We start from the raw sequence: 23,837 nt of genomic DNA, 5'->3' as shown, positions 1-23,837 counted from the left end.
GGTGCGCGGTTCACTGGTCCGCGTCTCGGTAGGGCTTGAGTTCGCGGTGGGCGAGCGAACGACGGTGTACCTCGTCCGGTCCGTCGGCCAGGCGCAGCGTGCGGGCGTGCGTCCACAACGAGGCGAGGACGAAGTCCTGGGACAGGCCGCCGGCGCCGTGCGCCTGGATGGCCTTGTCCAGGATCCATTCCACGGTGCTCGGCGTGGCGATCTTGATCGACTGGATCTCGCGGTGCGCGCCGCGGTTGCCGACGGTGTCCATCAGCCACGCGGTCTTCAGCACGAGCAGCCGCAACTGCTCGATGCGCACCCGGGATTCGGCGATCCACTCCTGGATCACCCCCTGCTCGGCCAGCGGCCCGCCGAACGCCTCGCGCGCCAGTACCCGGCGGCACATCAGTTCCAGGCCGCGCTCGGCCATCCCGATCAGCCGCATGCAGTGGTGGATCCGCCCGGGGCCCAGCCGGGCCTGGGCGATCGCGAAGCCGTCGCCGGCGTTGCCGACGAGGTTGGTCGCGGGCACCCGTACGTCCTCGAAGACCACCTCGGCGTGTCCGCCGTGCGGGCCGTCGGTGTAGCCGAAGACGTGCATCCCGCGACGGATGTCCACCCCCGGGGTGTCGCGCGGCACCAGGATCATGCTCTGCCGGCGGTGGCGCGGCGCGTCGGGGTCGGTACGGCCCATCACGACCAGGATCTCGCAGGCGGGCGCCATCGCCCCGGAGGACCACCACTTGCGGCCGTTGATCACGTAGTCGTCGCCGTCGCGCACGATGCTCGTGGTGATGTTGGTGGCGTCGGAGGAGGCCACGTCGGGCTCGGTCATGCAGAACGCCGAGCGGATGGTGCCGTCGAGCAGTGGCCGCAGCCAGCGCTCGCGCTGCTCCGGGGTGCCGAAGTCGTGCAGCAGCTCCATGTTGCCGGTGTCCGGCGCGGCGCAGTTCAGCGCCTCCGGGGCCAGGTGCGGACTGCGCCCGGCGATCTCGGCGAGCGGCGCGTATTGCAGGTTCGTCAGTCCCGCGCCCTCCTCGCCCGGCAGGAACAGGTTCCACAGGCCGCGTTCGCGCGCCTCGGCCTTCAACTCCTCCAGCACCGGCGGGCGGCCCCACGGGTCGGCGCCCGGAGCGGCCACCTGTTCGTCGAACACGGCCTCGGCGGGGTAGACGTGTTCGGTCATGAACGCGAGCAGCCGCTCGCGCAGTTCCTCGGTTCGGGCGTCGTAGCCGAAGTCCACCGGCGTGTACCTCCTCCTGGGTCGTTCCCGAGTCGACGGCGTCGAGTCCGTAGGGTTTTCACGAGACGTGCGCAAGGCGTGTGCGCGAGGTGCACGAGGCGTGCACGGAACACGACGCACCCGATTCACGGTACCGACCGGTCGGTATCTTGGCTAGACTGGCGTGCGTACGCTCCCGCGAAAGGTTGAACATCATGGCGGCAAGAGGTCGCGGAAACGCGGCGCCGGTCGAGTCCGACGCCGACGGGGCGTCGCTGCCGCAGCGGTTGGTGCGCATCGCCTCCCGGATGTTCGCCGAGCGTGGCTTCGAGAGCACCTCGGTCCAGGAGATCGTGGCCGCCGCGGGGGTCACCAAGGGTGCGATGTACCACTACTACGCGTCCAAGGACGACCTCCTCGTCGAGATCTACCACCGCATGCTGGCGATGCAGACCAAACGCCTGAACACCATCGCCGACGGGCCCGAGCCGGTGCTCGACCGGTTGCGCGAGGCCGCCGCCGACGTGGTGGTCACCACCCTCGGCAACATCGACGACGCGGTGGTCTACTTCCGCTCGATGCACCTGCTCACGCCCGACAAGAGCGCCGAGATCCGGGCCGAGCGTCGCCGCTACCACGAGCGGTTCCGCGCGCTGATCGAACAGGGCCAGCGCGAGGGGCTGTTGCGCCGGGACGTGTCGGCCGACATCGCCACACACAACTTCTTCGGCGGCGTGCACCACCTGAACAGCTGGTACCAGTTCGACGGACCGATGTCGCCGCGCGAGGTCGGCGACGCGTTCGCCGACCTGCTGCTGCACGGGTTGGCGCCGACGGCGGCGCGCTGAAAATTCCGTGGCATCGGCGTCGGCGTGTCACCCACAATCGAACATGCTCACCGATCATTGGCCGGTATTCGGCATCCGCGTGACCACGCCCAGACTGGAACTGCGCCCGGCGACCCAGGACGACCTGGTGGCGCTGGTGGAACTGGCCGAGAAGGGTGTGCACGCCCCCGACTACATGCCGTTCAGCCTGCCGTGGACGCGCGAGCCGCAACCGGCGAAGGTCCGGAACGCGCTGCGGTTCTACTGGGGTACGTGGGCCAACTGGCAGCCGGACGACTGGCGCCTGCTGCTTGCCGTGGTGCACGAGGGCCGGGTGATCGGGACCCAGGAGGGCAGCGCCAAGGACTTCGCCCACCGGTGCGAGATCGGCTCGGGCTCGTGGCTGGGCCTTGCCCACCAGGGGCAGGGCTTCGGCACCGAGATGCGCGCGGGGTTGTTGGAACTGGCGTTCAACGGCCTGGGCGCACGATGGGCGATCTCGGCCGCCCTGTTCGACAACGCCCCGTCGCTGGCGGTCTCGCGCCGCCTGGGCTACGTCGACGACGGCATCGACGTCCTGGCGCACGACGGTGAGCCCCGGTCCTTCCAGCGCCTGCGGCTGACCCGCGAGGCGTGGTCGGCGCATCGCACCATCCCGGTCGAGGTCACGGGCCTGGACGCCTGCCGGGACATGTTCGGCGCGTAGCCTCCCGGCGGCGACGGCCGGTGCGACGCGCTCGTCGGGCGTCACTCAGGCGGGGTCGAAGACCAATCGTTTGCTCAGCGTGGACCGTACGGGCGAGCGTTCGACACGCTCCATGACCGCTTCCCGATGGGCCTCCAGGGCCGGGTCCAGCACGAGTTCGTACCGGAATCGGGTCTGCGTCCGACCGCGCTCCAGGTGCACGCGCACGTCCACGTCGGCGTCGCCGACGCCCAGGTCCGCCAGGGCCATGCGCGCGGAGATGGCCATGCACGTGGCCAGTGCCGCCTCCAGCAGTTCGTGCGGCCGCATCCCGGCCGCACCGCCGATGCCGCCCTTGAGGGTGTCGGCCATGCCCTCGTTGTCGTCGGTCCGGAACCCGACCTGCCAGGGAGTCGGCAGCGCCGTCGCCTCGATCATGATGCCTCGCACCCGCCTCTGTGTCGGAAACCGATCAGGATCAGGAGGGTAACGACGAGCCCACATGCCGAGAACGGGATTCCGAATGTTGGACCCCCATCGGCACGCGCGCCGGGTTCGACCGGCGGGCGTCGACGGGCCCACCCCGTCGACGCCCGCCTTGTCGGGGCCCGCTCAGCCCCGTCCGAGCGCCGCCAACTGCTCGGCGAAAGGCACGACTTCGTCGGTCGTGTCGGTCGCGGACGGCGCCGGCCGGGTCGCCGGGTGCGCCGGCGACCCGGCCACCAGGTCGGCCAGTTCGCCGCCCGCGCGAGCGATCCGCGTACCCACTCCCTCGACGCCTTCCCCGGCCGCCGCGCCCCATTCGTCGGTGGCCACGTACACCGAGGTCGGTACGACCGTGGCCCGCAGGTAGGCGAACAGCGGGCGCAGCGCGTGCTCGAGGGCGAGCGAGTGCCGCGCCGTGCCGCCGGTCGCCGCGATCAGCACCGGCTTTCCGATCAGCGCGGTGTTGTCCAGGACGTCGAAGAACGACTTGAACAGCCCGCTGTAGGACGCGCTGAATATCGGCGAGACCACGATCAGCGCGTCGGCGGCGACGACCGTGTCGATCGCCGCCCGCAACCCGGGCGGCGGAAAGCCGGTGACCAGGTTGTGCGCGATGTCCACGGCGAGATCGCGCAGTTCGATCGTGTGCGCCTCGACCGCGACCTCGCGCTCGTCCAAGTGCCGGCGGGTCGCCTCGGCGAGCCGGTCGCCGAGCAGCCGGGTGGACGACGGTTTGCCGAGTCCGGCCGAGACGACGACGAGCTTCAGCGGTTCTGCCATCACTGTTTCCTTCTCCCTTTCCACGCCGGTGGGTTCGGTGACGTCAGGACGTCTGCGGGACGGCGTCGGCCGGCACCGCCGCCGCGTCGCGCCGGGCGACCAGCGCCGCGTGGGTGGGGCCGTCCGGCACCTCGGCCGGCCGTCGGGCGGCGAACTCCCGGCGCAGCACCGGCAGTACCTCCTCGCCGAACAGGTCGAGCTGTTCGAGCACGGTCTTCAGCGGCAGGCCCGCGTGGTCCATCAGGAACAGCTGGCGCTGGTAGTCGCCGAACGAGTCGCGGAAGGTCAGCGTCTTGTCGATGACCTCCTGCGGGCTGCCCACGGTCAGCGGCGTCTGGTCGGTGAACTCCTCCAGCGACGGACCGTGCCCGTACACCGGCGCGTTGTCGAAGTAGGGACGGAACTCGCGCACCGCCTCCTGCGAGTTGCGCCGCATGAAGATCTGTCCGCCGACGCCGACGATGGCCTGGTCACGCGTACCGTGCCCGTAGTGCTCGAAGCGGTCCCGGTACAGGTTGATCAGGCGCACGAAGTGGTCGCGCGGCCAGAAGATGTTGTTGGCGAAGAACCCGTCGCCGTAGTAGGCCGCCTGCTCGGCGATCTCCGGGCTGCGAATCGACCCGTGCCAGACGAACGGCGGCACGCCGTCCAGCGGGCGCGGCGTCGACGTGAAGCTCTGCAGCGGGGTACGGAAGCGGCCCTCCCAGTCCACCACTTCCTTGCGCCACAGCTCGTGGAGCAGCGCGTAGTTCTCGATCGCCAGCGGGATGCCCTGACGGATGTCCTGACCGAACCACGGGTACACCGGCCCGGTGTTGCCGCGCCCCATCATCAGGTCCACCCGGCCGTCGGCCAGGTGCTGGAGCATCGCGTAGTCCTCGGCGATCTTCACCGGGTCGTTGGTGGTGATCAGCGTCGTGGAGGTGGAGAGGATGATCCGCTCGGTCCGCGCGGCGATGTAGCCGAGCATCGTGGTCGGCGAGGACGGCACGAACGGCGGATTGTGGTGCTCACCGGTGGCGAACACGTCCATGCCGATCTCTTCGGCCTTGAGCGCGATGGCCACCATCGCCTTGATCCGCTCGTGCTCGGTCGGCTCCCGACCGGTCGTGGGGTCGACGGTGACGTCACCGACGGTGAAGATCCCGAACTGCACGATGACCACTCTCTCAGTAGTTGAACTCTCAATCACCCCGTCCAAGCAGAATCCCACGCCGGGTATTCCCACCCCCACCCGCACCCCCCGGCCGGCCGGACCACGGCGGCGGCGACAGGGCCGACCGGAGGCTCCGGGCAGCGCACAACGGGCCCGCCGCCGGTGGCGACCGGGAACGAGTGGCAGGCGGGCAGGCGACGAGCGTGAGCGACCCGGCGGGGCGAGACAGCGGGCGGCGGCGGCCTCGCAGGCCGGACCGCGCCGAACAAGGCGGCTTGACGCGCGTCCGCTCGCGCGGGATCCGCGAGCGGACCTTGGGACAGGCCCTAGTCGCGCAGGATCCGCAAGCCGATCTCGAGTTCCGTCTCCGTTACCCGGCCGGCTGCCGCCGGGTCGCCTGCCCGGATCGCGGCGACCATGGCCGCGTGGGCATCGGCTCCCGGGTCGGCCGCGGCCACTCGTAGGCCCTTTGCGTCCATTGCGGCCAGCAGGTCCAGGAGGCCGGGGCGCATGGTTACCTGGAAGACCGCGAACAGGTCCGTGAGCACCTCGTTGTGTGCCGCCGCCACGATTGCCGCGTGGAACGCGATGTCGGCGTCGATGTACGCCTCGTCGTCGCCGAGCGCCGCGGCCCGGGCGAGGAGTCTGGCGTCCAGTACCGCCAGGTCCTCGTCCGTGCGCCGCCGCGCCGCCAACATCGCGGCCCGCACCTCGATCAGGTTGCGCACCTCGTACACCTCGACCGCCGACGCCCGCCGCAGCCGCGCGGTCAGGTCCTCCGTCGGCTCGGTCGCGATCACGAAGACGCCGGACCCCTGCCGCGACTCGACCAACCCGGCACCGGCCAGCGCGCGGATCGCCTCCCGCACCGTCGACCGGCCGATGCCGAGCTCGCGGCCGAGTGCCACCTCGCCGGGCAGCTTCGTCCCGATCGGCCAGCGCCCGGCGGCGATCTGGTCCCGAAGCCGTTCGGCCGCCTGGCCGACCAGCGGGTTGCGGCGCAGGGGGCCGAACGTCATCGTGTGTCGCCTTACCTCATGGCTGCTGCATCTCAGGTTGTCTGATGAATCCTATCCCGCGTCAACCGCGCGCTCGGTTCACCGCCGACACCGTCGCCTGCACCGAGGCCGCCAGGATCGACGTGTCGATCCCCACGCCCCACCGGGTCACCCCGTCCACCCGGCACTCGACATACGCCGCCGCCTGCCGATCCTCGCCCGCGCCGATCGAGTGCTCGACGTAGTCCAGGATCTCGACGCGAATCCCGGCCGTACCCAGTGCCGCCGTCAGGGCCGACAGCGGCCCGTTGCCTTCCCCGACCACGGCCCGCGACCCCGTACTCGACCCCGCACGTGACCCCGAAGGCGACCCGACGAGCGTCCCGCCGAACCGATGCCGCCCCGCCGCCGGCTCCTCGGCGCGCCACCCCGTGATCTCCACCGGCGTACGCCGCTCCAGATACTCCCGCCCGAACAGCGCCCCCAACTCGCCCGCGCCGATCTCCTCGCCGCTGTCGTCGGTGGCTTCCTGAACCACCCGGGAGAACTCGATCTGGAGCCGACGCGGCAGGTCCAGGCCGTGTGCGCTCTGCATCAGGTAGGCGACGCCACCCTTGCCGGACTGGCTGTTGACCCGGATCACCGCCTCGTAGTCGCGCCCGACGTCGGCGGGGTCGATCGGCAGATACGGCACGTTCCACGGCGCCCGGTCCTCGCCCACCCCCAGCCGCGCGGCCTCGCGCGTGTGATGCGCGAACCCCTTCCTGATCGCGTCCTGATGCGTACCGGAGAACGCGGTGTGGACCAGGTCCCCGCCGTACGGATGCCGGGCGTGCACCTCGATCCGGTTCGCGTACTCCACCGTGCGCCGGATCTCGTCGATGTCGGAGAAGTCGATCATCGGGTCCACCCCCTGCGTGTACAGGTTCAGCGCGAGCGTGACCAGGTCCACATTGCCGGTCCGCTCGCCGTTGCCGAACAGGCAGCCCTCGATCCGCTGCGCCCCCGCGAGCAGCGCCAACTCGGCGCACGCGACGCCCGTCCCCCGGTCGTTGTGCGGATGCACCGACAGCACGACCGCGTCCCGGCGGGCCAGATGGCGGTGCATGTACTCGATCTGATCCGCGTACACGTTCGGCGTGGCGAACTCGACCGTGGCCGGCAGGTTGTGGATCACCGGCCGATCCGGGCTCGCGTCCCACAGTTCGGTGAGGCTGTCGCACACCTCCAGGACGTAGTCGGGTTCGGTCAGGTTGAACACCTCCGGCGAGAACTGGAACCGGATGTCCGCCCCGGGTCGCGCGTCGGCCCCGCGCGCCACGTCCTTCGCGCCCGCCAGGATCAGCGCGTGCAGCGCGGCCCGGTCGTGGCCGAGCACGACCTCGCGCCAGGTCGGCGCGGTCGCGGTGTACATGTGTACGACCGCGTGCGGCAGACCCTCGATCGACTGGTGCGTACGTTCGATCAGGTCGGTCCGCGCGGCGGTGAAGACCACGACGGTGACGTCGTCCGGGACCGCGTCGCTCTCCGCCAGATGCCGGACGAAGTCGAAGTCGGCGCGGCTCGCCGAGGGATAGCCGACCTCGATCTCCTTGTAGCCCATCGCCACCAGCAGGTCGAACATCCGGCGTTTGCGTACGGGGTCCATCGGCTCGGCCAGCGCCTGATTGCCGTCGCGCAGGTCCACCGGGACCCACAGCGGCGCCTGCTCGATGCGATTGTTCGGCCAACTCCGCCGGGCCGGGTCGACGTCGACGCGGACCCGCTCGTGCGCCGGGCGGTAGCGGTGGTGCGGCATCGTGCCGGGACGTTGCCGGTTCCAGTGCGGGCGGCCCTCGGGGATCGGGCCGGCGGGGGTGCGCAGGGTGGGGAAGGTGTGGTCGGTCATACGGTCGGTCATGGTGCGGGATCGTCCTCGCCGCTCGGAGGGGTCGACCGGCGACACCGAACCCCGCGGCGGGGCGCCGGTCGGATCAGGCCCCGCCGCGGCGGCCGAGAAGAAGGACCACGCGCAGCTTCATGTCCGGGACGATAGCACAACTTGTCTGACAACCTGATGTCTTGGCGTTCGCCAGGGTCCGAAACAAGCCGCGGCTCACAACGCGAAGGAGGCGCCGACCCGGTGGTCCGGGGGCGCCTCCTCGTACCGACCGCGTGGTGTCGGGACGTGCGAAACAGTGTCGCGTGGTTCAGAGATTGCTCAGTTTCGCGTAGGGACGACAGATGCGTTCCTGGCGCGATCCGAAGTCGACAGTGACCGCGATGTCCTCTTCGACACCGACGATCCGACCGAGTCCGTACTGATCGTGCGTCACTCGAGCACCGAGTTCGAAATCCTCGATGATGGGAGCGACCGGGACATTGAAGGGACTGGTGGGCAGAATGCGCCGGGTCACGGCTGAGGTCGTCATCTCCCTCAGTATGCGCCTGTCGGGTGACGCGTGGGGCGTTCCGGGGCGGTATAGGCGAAGCCGTAACCGGAAAGTGTCCCCGCGATATGGCGGTTCGAATCCCCTATGCGCCCACCGAACCGGACCGAAATGCCACATCGACGCCGCTCCCGCAGGTCACGCGGCAACCGCCCGCCGGCACCCGCGGAGCACTGTTCGCACACGACGCCCCGTCACCCCCGATTGGGCCGAGCGGGGGAATCCCGAACGGATCGCCGAGGCGGGATGCGGGGTGTCGGGGCCCGCCGGCGCGGCGCCGGGTCTCGCGGGGACCCGGCGATAGGGTCGCCCACATGAGCGACAGCACCGCCCCGGCGGACATCGAGCTGGTCAGGCCGCCCGAGATCCTGCTCGCGCACGACGAGGTCAGGGTCTTCCACGGCGGGATCCTGCGTACGCCGGCCGGCCTGTTCACGACCATCGGCATGGAGACCTTGGCCCGCCCGACCGGCCCGCGCCCGCCCGCGCCACAGGTGTTCGGTCGGTACGGGGTGTCGGTGACCCGGTCGGGCGACCGGTTCGCTCACTCGGCGCTGGCCACGACCCTGTCCGCCGGGCCGATCCGGTTCACCTCGTGTCTGTTCGGCCATGTCCCGGACGGCGACCTCGTGTTGGACGTGGTGTTGCCGACCATCCCGCGCCGCCTGGTGCTGCGCTTCGACTCGGAACGCCACGACGGCGCCGGGCTCACCCTGCGCACGCCGCCCGCGATCGTGCGTACCGACGCGGGCGTGACGCTGTGGCACGCGGGCGTGCTGGCCACGGATGCCGGCCTGCTCACCCATGTCGAGGCGACCTCCTCCGACGACCGCGCGCTCGGCGGGGCCAAGTGGGACGTCGAGCACAACCCGCTCGCGGTGACCTGGGCCGACCCGACCCCGGCCCGCGAAGCACACCAGCGCGGGCGGGACTTCGTCAGCGCCGACTCCTGGATCGCCGCCCCCGCCGCGCACGGCAGCCTGCACTGCGCTCCGCTGGGCGTGACGCGGGACCTGTAGCGACGGCGGCGATCGCGGCCCCGAAGTCGGCGGCCCCGGGCGGCGGCCGTCGGGCATACCGGGGGCCGGACGCCTCCCCGTTCGGCCCGCCCCCGCCGCGCCGCTACAGCTCCGACCCGCCCGTGGCGTCCAGCGTCGTACCCGTCACCCACCGGGCAGCGTCGGAAGCGAGGAAGGCGACCGCGTCGGCGATATCGTCCGGGCGGCCGACCCGGCCCAGCACCGCCCGACTCGCCGCCCGCGCCCGCGCCTCCGGGTTCCCGCGCAGCCAGGACGCGTTGACGTCGGTGTCGACGATGCCGGGGGCGACGTTGTCGACGGTGATCCCGCGTGGGCCCAGGTGCTTGGCCAGGGCCAGGGTGAAGGTGTCGAGGGCGCCCTTGGTCATCGCGTACGCGATCGACTCGGGGAACGCGATCCGGGTCGCCCCGGAGGTGACGGTCACGATCCGGCCGCCGTCGCGCAACAGCGGCAGCAGGCGTTGGGTCAGGAAGAACGGGGCCCGTGTGTCGACCGCGAACACCCGGTCGTAACCGATCTCGGTCTCCGCCTCGATCGGCCCGGTCGAGCCGATGCCGGCGTTGTGCACCAGGACGTCCAGGCCGTCCGCCCCGAACTCGGCCCAGCCGGCCCGCAGTCCGTCGACGACCGTGTCCACGTCGCCCGGTACGCCGAGTTCGGCCCGCATCGCGAAGGCCCGGCCGCCGGCCGCCTCGATCGTCGCGACCACGTCCTTGGCGGCCGGCTCGTCCCGGCCGTAGTGCACCGCGACCAGCGCCCCGTCCGCGGCCGGCCGCTCCGCGACGCCGATCGACTTTGCCATTCCTTGGCTTTACAGCTGTATGTCGAAGGTCTAGATTTACAGCCGTAAGGAAACAAGCGTTAATTCAGGGGGCAGCTCGTGACCGGCAGCGCATCGACCCGAACCACCACCGCATCACCGACACCGACCGACGTTCCCGATCCCGCCGGGCACCCCCGGCGCTGGGCCGCACTGCTCGTGTTGTGCTCGACCCTCGTCGCGGTGACGCTGGACAACTCGGTGCTCAACACCGCGCTGCCGTCCCTGGCCAAGGGCCTGGACGCCTCGACCGCCGACCTCCAGTGGATCACCGACGCCTACACCCTCGTCTTCGCCGCCCTGCTGCTCCTCGCCGGCAGCCTCGGCGCCCGGTTCGGCGCCCGCCGCGCCCTCCTCGGCGGCCTGGTCCTGTTCGGTGGCGGCTCGGCCGTCGCCGCGGTGTCCACGACCGCCGGCGAACTGATCGCCTGGCGCGCGGTGATGGGCCTGGGCGCGGCCTTCGTGATGCCCGCGACGCTCGCGATCATCATCCGGATGTTCCCGCCCGTCGAGCGCCCCAAGGCGTTCGCCGTCTGGTCGGCCTCGGCCGGCGTGGGGGTGCTGATCGGCCCGGTCACCGGCGGCGCGCTGCTGACGCACTTCTCCTGGTCCAGCGCGTTCTGGATCAACGTCCCACTGGTGCTCGCCGCGCTCGTCGGCGTCCTGCGGATCGTCCCGACCATCCCGCGCCAGGGCACCGCCCGCCTCGACCTGCCCGCCGCCGTGTTGTCCGTGATCGGCCTCGGCATCCTGGTCGACGCGATCATCGAGGCGCCCGAACGCGGCTGGACCGACGCCGTAACCCTCGTCGAACTCGTCGTCTTCGTCGTGGTCGCCGCCGCGTTCGTAGTCTGGGAACTGCGTCGGGACGAACCCATGGTGCAGATACGGCTGTTCGCCAACCGCGGCTTCGTGCTCGCCGCCGGCACGCTGGCGATCACCTTCTTCGCCCTGTTCGGCACACTGTTCGTGCTCTCCCAATACTTCCAACTCGTCCACGGCTACAGCACGCTGAAGGCCGGGCTCGGCGCGATGCCGTTCGCCGCGGCGATGGCGGCGATGTCCGGACTGTCGCCGATCGTCACCGCCCGACTGGGCATTCGGGGCACCCTCACCACCGGACTCGGCGCGATCGCGCTCGGCCTGGGCGTGATGGGCCTGACCACCACCACCGACACCCCGTTCGTCGCCCTCGCCGGCGAAATGATGCTGGTGGGCGCCGGGATGGGGATGATGATGGCGCCCGCGAGCATGGAGATCACCGCGTCCGTACCGGCGCGCTTCTCCGCGATGGCCGGCGCGCTCAACAGCGTGGTCCGCGAACTCGGCGGCGTACTGGGCATCGCCGTGGTCGGCACGCTGGTCTCCTCGCACTACCGGAGCGAGATGGGCGACCAACACCTCACCGGCCCCGCCGCCGTCGCCGGGCACGACCTGCCCAGCGCCCACGTCGTGGCCGAGCACCTGTCCCCGGACGCGGCCGGCCGGCTCACCTCCGCCGCCGACCACGCCTTCACCACCGCGATGAACAACGGCGCGCTCGTCGCCGCCGCGGTCGCCGCGCTCGGCGTCCTGCTGGTCGGCTTCGGCCTCCCCCGCCGGGCCGCACAGGCCACCGCCCCCACCGGCAAGCCCGCCGAATCGGTCGACGTGCCCGCCGAACCGATCAACGCCCAAGCGCTGGAAACCATCTGATGAAGCCTCAACCCGCCACCCGGCGACCGGCCCCCGCCGGCCACCGGGTGGCGGGCGTCGTTCCGCGCGCCGTCGACAACCCCCGAGAAGGCCCCATGCCGAACAACGCCGTTCCCACGCCTCGTACGCTGAGCGCCATGGACGACGACCACGGGCCGAATCGCCGACGCAATCGCCGCGGCCAAGGGGCGCTGCTCCGCGACGACATCCTCGCCGCGGCGACCGACCTGATCGAGCGCGACGGCCACTCCGGCGACGTGACGCTGCGCCGGATCGCCCGGCAGGCCGCGATCACCGCGCCGTCGATCTACGCGCACTTCACCGATCTGGACGACATCCTCGACACGGTCCTCAACGGCTACTTCGACGACCTGCGCGCCGCCATCCTGGCCGCCTCGGAGGCCGAGGACACACAGGCCCGCTCGCTGCTCGCGGGCTGCCGCGCCTACGCCCGGTTCGCGATGGAGCGCCCGGGCCGCTATCGGGCACTGTTCCACCGGATGCGCCCGGCGTCGGAGGTGTCGGAGGCACCGGACGCGCCGAACCCGCCCGAGGCGCCGGTCGCACCCCCGCCGCCGCCCAGGCTGCCCAACCGCATGGACGTCTTCCAGACCCTCATCGACGCGATCGCCCGGACCCAGGCGGCCGGCCAGGCCGCCGGCACCGACCCGTACCAGGACGCGCTGGCGGTCTGGGCCGCGATGCACGGCGCGGTGCTGCTGAGGATGACCGCGCCGGTCTTCGAGTGGCCGGAACTGGACACGTTCATCGACACCCTGGTCATCCGGACAGCGCAGGTCACCCGGGTGGGCTGAACCGGTCCGGCGCGGTCCGATTCGACCGCCGTTGTGGCCGTTACCGCAACCGGGCGTGCCATCGCGGGTCTCGACGTGGAAGGGTGTCCTCACGGATCGCATCCAGTTCGAGAGCAGGAACGCACCATGGCTGACGAGACACCCGCGAACGAGACACCCGAGGAGACGGCCCCCGAGGCCGCCGAGCCCGAGAGCGCCGAGGACGCGACCAAGCGCAAGTTCCGCGAGGCACTGGCCCGCAAGCGCGGCACCAAGACCGACGGCGCCGGTGAGAACCCCGGTGGCGACGGTTCGAAGATCCACGGTGCGCACGGGCCTGCGGCACAACAGCGCTCGTTCCGGCGCAAGAGCGGCTGAATCGACCCACCCCGAACCGCGTCGGGCACGGGCTCGACGCACGGGCCGTCACACGACCGGACACACCGGTCGACACACGGGACGGCTCGTCGAGGGGCTGCCTTCGCCGGGTTACCGGGGAGTAGGATCGCCGGGATCGCGAGATTTCACGGCATGCCTACTGCCCGCCCGGCGAAGGGTCCCCTCGTGTTCGACTACGACGTTCTGGTCATCGGCTCCGGATTCGGCGGCTCGGTCGCGGCGCTGCGGCTGACCGAGAAGGGCTATCGGGTCGGCGTACTCGAAGCCGGCCGACGGTTCGCCGACGCGGATTTCCCCAAGACGTCGTGGCAGGCCCGCGACTTCCTGTGGGCGCCGGCGATCGGGCTGACCGGCATCCAGCGCATCCATGTGCTCAAGGACGTGGTGGTGCTGGCCGGGGCGGGTGTGGGCGGCGGCTCGCTGAACTACGCGAACACCCTGTACCGGCCGCCCCAGCCGTTCTTCGACGATCCGCAGTGGGGTCACATCACCGACTGGCGCGCCGAACTCGCGCCGTTCTACGCGCAGGCCGAACGTATGCTCGGCGTGGTGCGCAACCCGCACATGACACCCGCCGACGAGCACATGAAGGCCGTCGCCGAGGACATGGGCGTGGGCGACTCGTTCCATCTCGCGCCGGTCGGCGTGCTGTTCCCCGAAGAGGGGCAGCGGCCCGGCGAGGAGGTGCCGGATCCGTACTTCGGCGGGGCGGGCCCGAGCCGGACCACCTGCACCGAGTGCGGTTCGTGCATGACCGGGTGCCGGGTCGGGGCGAAGAACACCCTGCTCAAGAACTACCTCCACTTGGCCGAGCGGGCCGGCGCGGAGGTACACGCGGAGCGCACCGTGCGCCGGGTGCGCCCGCTGGCCGCCGGTGCGGACGGCGCGCCCGGCGGCTACGCGGTGGAGACGATACGCAGCGGGCCGCCGACGACCGCCCGCGCGCCGCGTACCTGGACCGCCGAGCAGATCGTGTTCGCCGCCGGCACGCTCGGCACCCAGCGGCTGCTGCACCGGATGGCGGCGGACGGTACGCTAGCGCGCCTGTCCCCCACGCTCGGCCGGTTGACCCGAACCAACTCCGAGGCCCTGGTGGGCGCGGTCGCGCCGACGACCGGGGTGATCGACGCGACGCGCGGGGTGGCCATCACGTCGTCGTGGCACCCGGACGCGGACACCCACATCGAACCGGTCCGCTACGGCAAGGGCTCGAACGCGATGGGGCTGTTGCAGACGTTCCTGACCGACGGGGACCGGCCCCGGGTACGGCAGTTGCTCGGCACGGTGTTGCGCGACCCGGCCAAGCTGAGATTCCTGAGCGTGCGCAAGTGGTCCGAACGCGCGGTGATCGCCCTGGTCATGCAGTCCCGGGACAACTCGCTGACGGTGTACCGGAAGCGGGGCCTGTTCGGCCGCACCCGGATCACCACGCGCCAGGGCCACGGCGAGCCCAACCCGAACTGGATCCCGGCCGGCCACGAGGCGGTACGCCGTATCGCGACCCGCCTCGGCGGCGTGGCCGGCGGCTCGTGGGGCGACCTGGCCAACGTCCCGATGACCGCACACATCCTGGGTGGTTGTGTCATCGGCGACTCGCCGGCCACGGGTGTGGTGGACCCGTACCAGCGCGTTTACGGCCACCCGGGCCTGCACGTCCTCGACGGCTCCGCGGTCAGCGCCAACCTCGGCGTGAACCCGTCGCTGACCATCACCGCCCAGGCCGAACGCGCGACGGCCATGTGGCCCAACCGCGGCGAGCCCGACAAACGCCCGGAGTCGGGCGAGCCCTACCGCCGGGTCCCGTACACCGCACCGGTGTGCCCGACGGTCCCGGCGGACGCGCCGGCGGCCTTGCGACTGCCGATCGTGGAGATCCGCTCTGGCCCTCGGCCGACGAAGGGTTGACGGCGGGTCGGGCGGCGGGCGGGGCCGCGGGCCGCGAAAAAATTCTCCGCGGGCTGTCGATCCGGGGGGCGTGCGTTCGTCGTGTTGATGAACGCGCCGAGCGAGACGACACGACCCGAGGAGAGCCGGACATGGATCGCGACAAGATTCTTGCGTGGGTACGGGACGAGCGACTCGGCCTCGCCGACCTCCTCGACGACCTGGGGCCGGACGACTGGGGCGTGACCTCGCTCTGCTCCGATTGGACGATGCACGAGTTGGCCGCGCATCTGACCACGTCGACGCGTACGACGGTGATGGGCATGATCCGAGGCGCGATCCGGGCCCGGGGCGACTTCGACCGGATGACGTCGCAGGAGGCCCGGGAGCTGGCTGTCGGGTTCACGCCGGCGGAGTTGATCGCCCGACTCCGCGAGACGGCCGGCTCACCGCGTCGTGCGCCCCTGACCTCCCCGCTCGACCCGCTCGTCGACGCGCTGGTGCACGGACAGGACGTGGCCCGGCCGCTGGGTCGAAGCCGCGAGATGCCCACGGAACGGGCGGTCGCGGCCGTCGGCCACGTGTTGGCCAGTCCGTTCTACGGCGCCCGGAAGCGATGCCGGGGCACCCGCCTGGTGGCCACCGACGCGGACTGGTCGGCGGGTACCGGACCGGACGAGGTCCGCGGCCCGGTCGCCGAACTCCTCCTGCTGACCACGGGCCGCCCGGAGGGCCTGGCAGCCGTCACCGGCCCGGGCCGCGCCCGCATCGCGAGCGTGCTGTCGGGCGCATCCGCCTGACCCGGCACCGGTGGGGCCGCGTCCGGGTCAGCCGCGGGCGATGCGGGCGCGGCGGGCCCTGGCCGCCTCCTCCTCGGTGTCGGTGTGGCGGGGGATCTTGACCCGCTTGAACACGTTGAACTCCGCGCCGTCGGGCAGTCGCAGGACGCCGCCGTAGACGGGATTGCCCGCGAACAGCACCAGTTCGCTCCGGGGGTTGCCTGCCGCGTCGAACAGGTACCGCGCAACCCCGACATACGAGCCGATCGCACGCTTGGTCACCGGATCGAGGAGCACGAGCCGAAGCGTGGCGCGCACGCCCTCGCCCTGCCGCTCCAGGCGGTAGCCGTAGCGGCGCCACGGGTATTCGCGCAGTATCCGCTCCGCGGCGCGCACCGAGGCGTGGCGGCGGGACAGCAGGATGCCGAGGTATACCGGAATCCCGCCCAGGGCGAAGAACGCGCCGAACGAGTCGTGGAAGACGACGGTCAACGTCACCAGCGCCGCCACGCCGAACAACATCGCCGCGTCCAAGCGGCGTTGCCGACGCCGTTGCCGCTCGATCGACACCCGCGTCTCCGCATCGCCGAGCGCGGGTCGCTCGTCTTCCGCGGGCAGCCCTTCCGAATCCGACATCCCGGTCCTCCCCCGTCGACAGGACTTCGGATTCTGCCGGCAGCCGGGGCGGTTCAGCCGGTGGACGAACCTTCTTCGGGCCGGCCCAGCGCCGAACGTGCCTGGTATGCCCAGTCGTTCGCTCCCCACGTGTCGGCGATGGCGGCGGCGCGGGTGAAGTGTTCGGTGGCCTCCTGTTCTCGGCCCAGGAAGCGGGCCAGTTCGCCCAGGGTCAGGGCCGGGGGGCGGAGCGCGATGGACAGGCCCGCACAGGCCGGGGGTGCTTGGGCCAGGGGGAGCAGGGTCGGGTAGAGCGCGGCGGCCTCCTCGCGTTCGCCGAGGGCGATCGCCGCCGTCGCGCGGAGCACGGACATCGGGGTGTGGAAGAAGTCGGGGCGGATCGGCTCGTTCAGCGCCCGCATCGCGCGGGCCTGGTCGATCCGGCCGGCGGCGGCCATCGCGAGCGCGCACAGGTCCGCCGCGAACGGGCCGAACATCGCCAGCATCCGCGGTGCCTCCTCGGCCAGTTCGCCGATCCGGCCCTGGCCGAGCCGGATCGTGGACACGGCCACCCACCGGAACCCGAACGCGTGCGGCGAACCCTGGGCGATCATCGGCTCGATGGCCCGGTGATAGCGCTCCTCGGCCTCCTCGTGGCGGCCCGCGATGTGCGCGAGGGTGGCGTGTGCGAGGGCGCCGACGCCGATCGCCTCGGGCATCCGGTATGCCTCGGCGATCGCCGCGCTCTCCTCGACCAGTCGCCGCGCGGTCGCGGGGTCGTTGCGGTCGGCCGCCGTCGTTGCCAGGTTGAACCGGGCGTACCAGCCGTAGACGGGCAGGTCGTATTCGTCGGCCAGGGACCGGAGTTCGCTCGCCGCCGCGTCCCGGGCGGCCTGCTCCGACAGCCGGCCCAGGTTGGCCGCCAGCGTGGCCAGGGTCAGGCCCCGCAGGTCGGGGTCGCCGAGTTCGCGGGCGAGCGCCACGGCCTCCTCGGCGAGCGCGCGCGGGTCGGGGACGATGTCTTCCTCGGACACCTCGGACGCGTACGCCTCCAACAGCCGGCAGCGGACCTCCGGGGTCGAATCGGTGCGGGCCGACAACCGGCGCAGCGCCGCCACGACGGGCTCGTCCAGGACTCCGTACGGCCGGCGCTGCCACGGGGTGGGCACGGTCCAGGCGGTGAACGCGGCGACGACGAGGTCGTCCCGGCCCGCCGCCTCGGCCGCCTCGAAGGCGAGTTGCCGCGTGTGCCGGGCGCCCGAGACGTCGCCGGCGCGGACCCGGGCGCGCAACAACCGGCCGTACAGGTCGGCCCGTTCGGCGTCCCGGTCACCGGGGATGGCCGCCGGGACGCGGTCCAGGCATTCCAGGGCGCGGACGAGCAGGTCGACGGCGGTGTCGTGGGCGAAGCGACGTTCGGCCAACTCGGCGGCGGCGATGTGTACTTCGACGGCCCGGGCGGCGGTGGCGGCGCCGACGCCGTGGCCGTGGTGGTGGGCGAGGGCCGACACGTCGTGGGTGCCGAGGCGTTCCAGGGCGGCGGCGATCCGGGTGTGCATCCGGGTCCGGCGCAGGCCGCTGAGGTCGGCGGCCATCGTGTCGCGAACCAGCGCGTGCACGAACCGGACTCGGCCGGGGGCGGGTTCGGTGAGCAGGCCGGCGATCAGGCCGGCGTCGAGCGCGTCCAGCACGCCGCTCTCGTCCACCTCGGCCGCGTCGACCAGGACGTCCACGTCCGCCTCACGCCCGACGACCGAGGCCAGGCGCAGGACGGCGACGGCGGGATCGGGCAGCCGCGCCAGCCGGCGGCGCAGCACGTCGCGAACCCCCTCGGGGACGTCCGACAGCGCGACGAGGGCGCCCTCGCTGTCCAACAGGCGTGCGCTCTCCCGGAGATAGAAGGGGTTGCCGCCGGTACGCTCGGCCAGCGCGGTGAGGGTGGCGGCGTCGACGGCGGTCTGCGACACCGAGGCCACCACGCGGGCGGCGGCGTCCGCCGAGAGCCCACCCAGCGCGAGCCGCACCGGCGACCGGCGGGCGAGATCCGCCAGCGTCTCGGTCAGTCTGCCGTCGACCTCGTCGGGCCGATAGGCGGCGACGACGAACAGCCGTACCGGCGCCTGCCTTCCGTCGGCCGCCCCCGTGGGCCCGGCCTCCGCTCGAACGCCGGCGGCGAGCAGGGCCAGGGTCTCGGCGTCGGCCCGGTGCAGGTCGTCGAGCACGACGGTCAGCGGTCGGCGTCGGGCGACGTCCGTCAGCCAGGCCCAGACCGCGCGGTGCAGCCGGAATCGCCCCGCCGAGGTATCGGCGCCGGGCCCGCCGGCGGCGTCGTCGGCCAGCAACGGCGCCAGCGCGTCGAGGAGTTCGTCCGGCGGCGGCTCGATCGCGGCGACCGTGCGCAGGGCCTCGACCCAGGCCCACGCGGGCGGCGCGCCGTCGACCTCGGGGCAGCGCCCGGTGGCCACGAGCCCGCCGTCCCGCTCCAGTTCCGCACCGAGCCGGCCCAACAGCGCGGACTTGCCCAGTCCGGCCTCACCGGTGACCAGCGCGGCCCGAACCCCGCCGGCGGCGGCCTCCCGAGCCGCCCCCAGCAACGCGGCCAACTCCTCGTCCCGCCCGACGAAGGGTTCGCCGGCGCCCGAGCCGGGACCGGAATCGAAAGCGGACCCGGCCTCGGAACCGAAGCCGGAACGCGTCTCGGAGCCGGGATCGGAGCCGGGATCGAAGCCGGGGCCGGAACCGACCCCGGAGGCCGGACCGGGTCGAGGAGTGGACGCGAAGCCGGTCCCGGTCCCGGCCCCGGTCCCGGCCTCCACCGATTCGCCGACGCCGAAGCCCTCGCCCCCCGACCCCACCGCCGCCCGCAGCACCTCCATCCGCTGCCCCAGGATCGCCTCCTCGACCTCCGTCAACGCCGGTCCCGGGTCCAGGCCGACGTCGTCCGCCAGCACCGCGCGGGCCCGCCGGAGGGCGGCCAGGGCGTCGGCCTGGCGGTGGCTCGCCCACAGGGCCAGTGCGTGCAGCCGCCAGCCCTCCTCGCGCAGTGGGGCCTCGCGGGTGAGGCGTTCGGCGTCGACCGCCGCGCCCGCCGGATCGCCGCGGCGCAGGCTCGCGGTGATGTGCAATTCGCGCGCGCTCAGGTGCAGTTCGTCCAGTCGTGCGGCCTCGGCGACGGCCCACGGCTCGTCCGAGGCGGCGGCGAAGGCCGGTCCGCGCCACAGCGCCAGCGCCGCGTCGACCAGCTTGCGGGCCTCGGCGGGATCGGCCTCGACCCGCTCGCGCGCGGTATGGAGCAGGCGTTCGAAGCGCCACGCGTCCACCGCGTCGTCCGGCAGTCGCAGGGCGTAGCCGGGCGCCGCGCTGACCAGGATCGTGGCCGGCGCCCGGCGCGGCCGACCGGGTTCGAGCAGCCGGCGCAGGTTGGACACGTACGCCTGGAGCGAGGTGACCGCCTGTGCGGGCGGTTCGCCGCGCCACAGGTCCTCGACCATGCGGTCGATCGACACGACCCGGCCGCGCGCGACCGTCAGGAGCGCGAGTACCGCACGCTGGCGCGGACCGCCCAGGGGCACGGTCACGTCCGCAACCTCGGCCTCGAACGGGCCGAGCACGCGCAGGTACACCATTCCGACCCCAACCCCAACCCGAATCCGTCGACGTCCGCCCGGTGACCACCCGTACCGGTCCTGGGACAACCCGACCGGGCCGCTCCATGTTCCTTCCAGGCGCCTTCCAGGATTGTTCCAAGACGGCGGGACGAGGCTTGCACCACTCCCCACGACGACGGGTCGGGGATCGCCGAAAGGGATCATCGCCATGACCACCACCCCCATCACCCCCGCTCAGGCCGGCTTCGACACCCGGGAGATGGTCGTCGTGCACCGCGGGTTGCGGCGCGAATCGCGGCTGTTGATCGAGCTGATCGGCGCGGTCGAGTCGGGCGACACCGCCCGTGCCAAGGTGCTCGCCGAGCACTTCGACCTGTACCGCCTCGGCCTGCACGGCCACCACACCGGCGAGGACGAGCTGCTGTGGCCGCCGCTGCTGGCCCGCGTCGACCTGGAGGCGGAGCTGGTGTTGCGGATGGAGGCGCAACACGAGCGGGTCGCCGGTTCGCTGGCCGTCGCCGAACAGTTGGCGAGCGCCTGGGCGGCGGGCGCCGGGGTCGCCGAACGCGACGCGCTGGTCGCGGCACTCGTCGAACACCGCGCGGCGCTGATCGAACACCTGGACGACGAGGAGACCGAGCTGCTGCCGCTGGCCCAGCGCCTGCTCACCGCAGCGGAGTGGCATGCCATGGGCGAACACTTCGTCGAGTCCACGCCCAAGCCGCAGATCCTGCTGCTGCTCGGCATCGTCCTGGAGGATGCGACGGAGCGGGAGCGGGCGCAGATGCTGGGCGGGCTGCCGCTCCAGGCTCGGCTGATCTGGTACGTGATGGGCCGGCCGATGTACGCCCGCATGGTCCGCCGGGTCCGCGGCTGACCCGGGTGCGTGACGTCCGCCGCACCCGGGACCTGGTGCCCGCCACGGGGCCCGGGTGCGCGCATCGGCGCGTCGGGTGCGTTTGGATGGGTCCATGACCACCGCACTCGATCCGCATCCCGCCCTGACCCGACCCGAGTTGCTCGCGGAGCCCGTGGCCCGCGCGCTGGCCGGTTGGCCGACCGCGTCCGCCGAGTTGGTGAAGGTGGCCGCGATCGATCCGGAACTGGCCGACACCGCCGCGTTCTGCGACCGCTACGACGTGGCCCCGGCCGACAGCGCCAACTGTGTGGTGATCGCGGCCAAGCGCGGCGGCACCGTCGGCTACGCGGCCTGCCTGATCGCCGCCACGACCCGTGCGGACGTCAACGGCCTGGTCCGCCGCCGACTCGACGCGCGCAAGGCCTCGTTCGCGCCGGTGGACGTGGTGTTGGCCGCCACCGGCATGGAGTACGGCGGCATCACCCCGATCGGCCTGCCCGCCGACTGGCCCGTGCTGATCGACGCCGCCGTCGCCGCGCATCCGGGCGTCGTGGTCGGATCCGGGATCCGGGGCTCGAAGTTGTGGGTCCCGGGTCGGCTGCTGGCCGAACTCCCGGGCGCGGAGGTCGTCTCGGACCTCGGCGTCCCGATCGCCTGACCGACGCCGGGCCCACGCGTACGCCCCCGCCCGACCACGATCACGAGCCGGGCGGGGCGGCCCGCGTACGCCGGCCGGAGCGTCAGCAGTGCGGCGCGAAGAGGTTCACCCCCACGCCGTCCGGAATCGGCCCCGAGGGCGAACCCCCGGGCGGCGGGTGGACCGTCCGGCCCGCCTTGATCGTCTCCTCGATCGTGATACCGGCGATCTCCGTCCCCGGTACGGTCACCGGATTCGCGCTCAGGATCACCAGGTCGGCCAGTTTGCCGACCTCGATGGTGCCCTTCTCCGCCTCCTCGCCGTACTGGTAGGCGGCATTGACCGTGATCGACCGCACCGCCTCCAGGCCCGATACGCACTGGTGTGCGCCCAGCGTCTCGCCACTGCGGGTGAGCCTGGTGACCTGGCTCGACAGGATCGCGATGGAGCTGGGCCGGGCGACCGGCGCGTCGTGGTGGGAGGTGTGGATCATGCCGCGCTCCAGCGCCCACCGGGCGGGCGAGATGTCCACCGCGCGGGCCGGTCCGAGGACGGTTTCGTAGTACCAGTCGCCCCAGTAGAACGTATGCATGGAGAAGAACGACGGGATGATGCCGAGCAGGCGGAACTGCTCGATCTGGTCCTCGCCGGCCGTCTGGCAGTGGATCCCGGTGGTGCGCCGATCACCGGGTCCGGCCTCCTCCTCGGCGGTGCGTACGCAGCGGATCAGCTGCGCGATCGCGGCGTCGCCGTTCACGTGCGCGATCACCTGCCAGCCGTGCTCGTAGCCGGCGCGGACCTGGTCGAGCGCGACCTTCTCGTCGAGCGCGGGGTAGCCGCGATAGTCCTTGTCCATGCCGTCCGGCGGGGTGGTGTAGGGCTTGCGCAACCACGCGGTGCGGCCCTGCGGCGAGCCGTCCAGGACGAGCTTGATGCCGGCGGCACGCAGGCCGTTGTCGTACTGCCCGCTCGCCCGCACCAGTTCGGGCCGTGCGATCGCCTCGGCCGCCTTGACGTAGACCACGACGTCCAGGGGCAGACCGCCGGGTGTGGCGTCGGCGACGTCCCGCAGTTGGCCCAGTACGTCCAGTTCGGCGGCGCCCTCCTGGACCGTGGTGAAGCCGTAACTCGCCGCCGCGGCCAATCCCTTGGCCAAGAAGCCCGCCTTGTCCCGATCGGCCATGCCGAAGATCGCGTGCCCGGCGGCGGGGTTGAACGCGGTCTCCTCCAGGACGCCGTCGGGTTCACCGTACGGCGGCACCGACATGTCGCCGCGACGGATCACCCCGCCCGGCGGATCCGGCGTCTCCGCCGTGTAGTTCAGTAGTTCCAGGCCCTTGCTGTTCACCGCGCCCAGGTGGAACGACTGGTGGATGGCCAACACGGGCCGATCCAGCGAGACCCGGTCCAGGTCCGCCCGGGTGGGGTGGCACCGTTCGGCGAGCCGGGAATCGTCGTAGCCGAAGCCGATGATCCAGGTGGAGCGCGAGCCGATCTCGCTCACCGCGAACTCGGCCAGTTTGCGTCGGATTCCGGCGATGTCCTCGACGTCCCCGTCGGGCTCACCGAGCAGGTCGGCGATGCTCTCCTGGAGTCCGGTGCCGACCACATGCCCGTGCGGGTCGATGAATCCGGGAAGCAGCGCGCTCCCGGCCAGATCGCGCATGCGGGTCCCGTCGCCCTGCCATCGCGCACACGCCTGGTCCAGGTCACCGACGAAGACGATCCGCCCGTCCTTGACCGCGACCGCCTCCGGCCGCGGATCCGGTGACCTGGGACCGGCCGCCGGGCCGGCGACCGTCTCGATCTCACCGCCATGGAAGATCGCATCGGCCGCACCCGACCCGGTCGGCGGGGATTCCTCGGTCACCACACAACTCACCCGATCCTTCGCCGACTCGCCGGCCCACGGACGCACCGACACGATGCCGGCGTCGCCATGCAGTCTTACGGTGACGGATCGTGACAATGAAGATCGAATCCGGCCATTCTGCGAATTCCATTCCCTGCCGGCATGATTCCGACGCGGCTCAGGGCCCGCGCTCCCCGGGCCCGGGCCCGGGCCCGGCCGCCCGGTCGGTCGGCTCACGCGGGGCCCGGGGCGGGGGCGGGCGCCGGGGGTGGGGCCCCCCC

The 23,837-nt window shown here is 72.2% G+C and carries 21 protein-coding genes; 10 read left to right on the top strand and 11 right to left on the bottom strand.

The features are described 5' to 3' along the window. Positions 1-10: 10 nt before the first annotated feature. Entirely contained in the window at positions 11-1,234 is a 1,224-nt protein-coding gene (locus tag ACFRCG_RS31610) for an acyl-CoA dehydrogenase family protein (protein WP_380037725.1), read from the bottom strand. 194 nt (positions 1,235-1,428) lie between these two features. On the opposite strand from ACFRCG_RS31610, the gene ACFRCG_RS31605 reads away from it, so the two are divergent. Both ACFRCG_RS31605 and ACFRCG_RS31600 read left to right on the top strand, forming a co-directional pair. Then, positions 1,429-2,061, top strand: coding sequence for a TetR/AcrR family transcriptional regulator (locus tag ACFRCG_RS31605; RefSeq protein ID WP_380037723.1), 633 nt, complete (start codon positions 1,429-1,431; stop codon positions 2,059-2,061). Between the two features lie 43 nt (positions 2,062-2,104). Further along, positions 2,105-2,746 (top strand): GNAT family N-acetyltransferase, encoded by a 642-nt coding sequence (locus ACFRCG_RS31600; RefSeq protein ID WP_380037721.1) that lies wholly within the window; start codon positions 2,105-2,107, stop codon positions 2,744-2,746. Positions 2,747-2,791: 45 nt separating this feature from the next. Here ACFRCG_RS31600 and ACFRCG_RS31595 read toward each other — a convergent pair whose 3' ends face one another. From ACFRCG_RS31595 to ACFRCG_RS31570, 6 genes are all read right to left on the bottom strand, one after another. Further along, positions 2,792-3,163: an OsmC family protein gene (locus ACFRCG_RS31595; RefSeq protein WP_380037719.1), complete on the bottom strand. Its 372-nt coding sequence runs from the start codon at positions 3,161-3,163 to the stop codon at positions 2,792-2,794. 174 nt (positions 3,164-3,337) lie between these two features. Next, on the bottom strand, positions 3,338-3,991 hold the full coding sequence (locus tag ACFRCG_RS31590) for an FMN reductase (protein ID WP_380037718.1): 654 nt from the start codon (positions 3,989-3,991) through the stop codon (positions 3,338-3,340). Positions 3,992-4,034: 43 nt separating this feature from the next. Further along, positions 4,035-5,147, bottom strand: a complete 1,113-nt coding sequence (locus ACFRCG_RS31585) for an LLM class flavin-dependent oxidoreductase (RefSeq protein ID WP_380037717.1) — start codon at positions 5,145-5,147, stop codon at positions 4,035-4,037. Between the two features lie 326 nt (positions 5,148-5,473). Next, positions 5,474-6,166: a FadR/GntR family transcriptional regulator gene (locus ACFRCG_RS31580; RefSeq protein WP_380037715.1), complete on the bottom strand. Its 693-nt coding sequence runs from the start codon at positions 6,164-6,166 to the stop codon at positions 5,474-5,476. A gap of 61 nt (positions 6,167-6,227) precedes the next feature. After that, positions 6,228-8,045, bottom strand: coding sequence for a 2-isopropylmalate synthase (gene leuA / locus ACFRCG_RS31575; protein WP_380037713.1), 1,818 nt, complete (start codon positions 8,043-8,045; stop codon positions 6,228-6,230). A gap of 289 nt (positions 8,046-8,334) precedes the next feature. Then, positions 8,335-8,556: a hypothetical protein gene (locus ACFRCG_RS31570; RefSeq protein ID WP_026218929.1), complete on the bottom strand. Its 222-nt coding sequence runs from the start codon at positions 8,554-8,556 to the stop codon at positions 8,335-8,337. Between the two features lie 332 nt (positions 8,557-8,888). On the opposite strand from ACFRCG_RS31570, the gene ACFRCG_RS31565 reads away from it, so the two are divergent. Continuing rightward, a complete protein-coding gene (locus ACFRCG_RS31565) occupies positions 8,889-9,593 on the top strand; it encodes a hypothetical protein (protein WP_380037711.1) in 705 nt (234 codons plus the stop codon). 103 nt (positions 9,594-9,696) lie between these two features. Here the strand turns inward: ACFRCG_RS31565 and ACFRCG_RS31560 are convergent, their stop codons facing one another. After that, complete coding sequence (locus tag ACFRCG_RS31560; RefSeq protein WP_380037709.1) at positions 9,697-10,416, bottom strand: SDR family oxidoreductase; 720 nt, start codon at positions 10,414-10,416, stop codon at positions 9,697-9,699. A gap of 78 nt (positions 10,417-10,494) precedes the next feature. Between ACFRCG_RS31560 and ACFRCG_RS31555 the strand changes: the two genes are divergently transcribed. From ACFRCG_RS31555 to ACFRCG_RS31535, 5 genes are all read left to right on the top strand, one after another. Then, entirely contained in the window at positions 10,495-12,129 is a 1,635-nt protein-coding gene (locus ACFRCG_RS31555; protein ID WP_380037707.1) for an MFS transporter, read from the top strand. A gap of 137 nt (positions 12,130-12,266) precedes the next feature. Then, positions 12,267-12,944, top strand: coding sequence for a TetR/AcrR family transcriptional regulator (locus ACFRCG_RS31550; protein WP_380037705.1), 678 nt, complete (start codon positions 12,267-12,269; stop codon positions 12,942-12,944). 126 nt (positions 12,945-13,070) lie between these two features. Beyond that, on the top strand, positions 13,071-13,301 hold the full coding sequence (locus tag ACFRCG_RS31545; protein ID WP_380037703.1) for a DUF5302 domain-containing protein: 231 nt from the start codon (positions 13,071-13,073) through the stop codon (positions 13,299-13,301). Between the two features lie 153 nt (positions 13,302-13,454). Continuing rightward, positions 13,455-15,227 (top strand): GMC oxidoreductase, encoded by a 1,773-nt coding sequence (locus tag ACFRCG_RS31540; RefSeq protein WP_380037701.1) that lies wholly within the window; start codon positions 13,455-13,457, stop codon positions 15,225-15,227. A gap of 131 nt (positions 15,228-15,358) precedes the next feature. Next, positions 15,359-16,006, top strand: coding sequence for a maleylpyruvate isomerase family mycothiol-dependent enzyme (locus tag ACFRCG_RS31535; RefSeq protein ID WP_380037699.1), 648 nt, complete (start codon positions 15,359-15,361; stop codon positions 16,004-16,006). Positions 16,007-16,033: 27 nt separating this feature from the next. Here the strand turns inward: ACFRCG_RS31535 and ACFRCG_RS31530 are convergent, their stop codons facing one another. Then, entirely contained in the window at positions 16,034-16,621 is a 588-nt protein-coding gene (locus tag ACFRCG_RS31530) for a hypothetical protein (RefSeq protein ID WP_380037697.1), read from the bottom strand. A gap of 53 nt (positions 16,622-16,674) precedes the next feature. Continuing rightward, a complete protein-coding gene (locus tag ACFRCG_RS31525) occupies positions 16,675-20,226 on the bottom strand; it encodes a BTAD domain-containing putative transcriptional regulator (RefSeq protein ID WP_380037695.1) in 3,552 nt (1,183 codons plus the stop codon). Positions 20,227-20,416: 190 nt separating this feature from the next. Between ACFRCG_RS31525 and ACFRCG_RS31520 the strand changes: the two genes are divergently transcribed. Together ACFRCG_RS31520 and ACFRCG_RS31515 are read left to right on the top strand one after the other, a co-directional pair. Continuing rightward, a complete protein-coding gene (locus ACFRCG_RS31520; protein ID WP_380037693.1) occupies positions 20,417-21,085 on the top strand; it encodes a hemerythrin domain-containing protein in 669 nt (222 codons plus the stop codon). 94 nt (positions 21,086-21,179) lie between these two features. Beyond that, a complete protein-coding gene (locus ACFRCG_RS31515) occupies positions 21,180-21,725 on the top strand; it encodes a YbaK/EbsC family protein (RefSeq protein ID WP_380037691.1) in 546 nt (181 codons plus the stop codon). An 82-nt stretch (positions 21,726-21,807) separates the two neighbouring features. Here the strand turns inward: ACFRCG_RS31515 and ACFRCG_RS31510 are convergent, their stop codons facing one another. After that, positions 21,808-23,628: an amidohydrolase gene (locus ACFRCG_RS31510; RefSeq protein WP_380037689.1), complete on the bottom strand. Its 1,821-nt coding sequence runs from the start codon at positions 23,626-23,628 to the stop codon at positions 21,808-21,810. Positions 23,629-23,837 lie beyond the last annotated feature (209 nt).

It is taken from the genome of Embleya sp. NPDC056575 (assembly GCF_042793325.1).
Taxonomy (GTDB): domain Bacteria; phylum Actinomycetota; class Actinomycetes; order Streptomycetales; family Streptomycetaceae; genus Embleya.
This window is presented reverse-complemented; position numbering and strand designations above follow the sequence as displayed.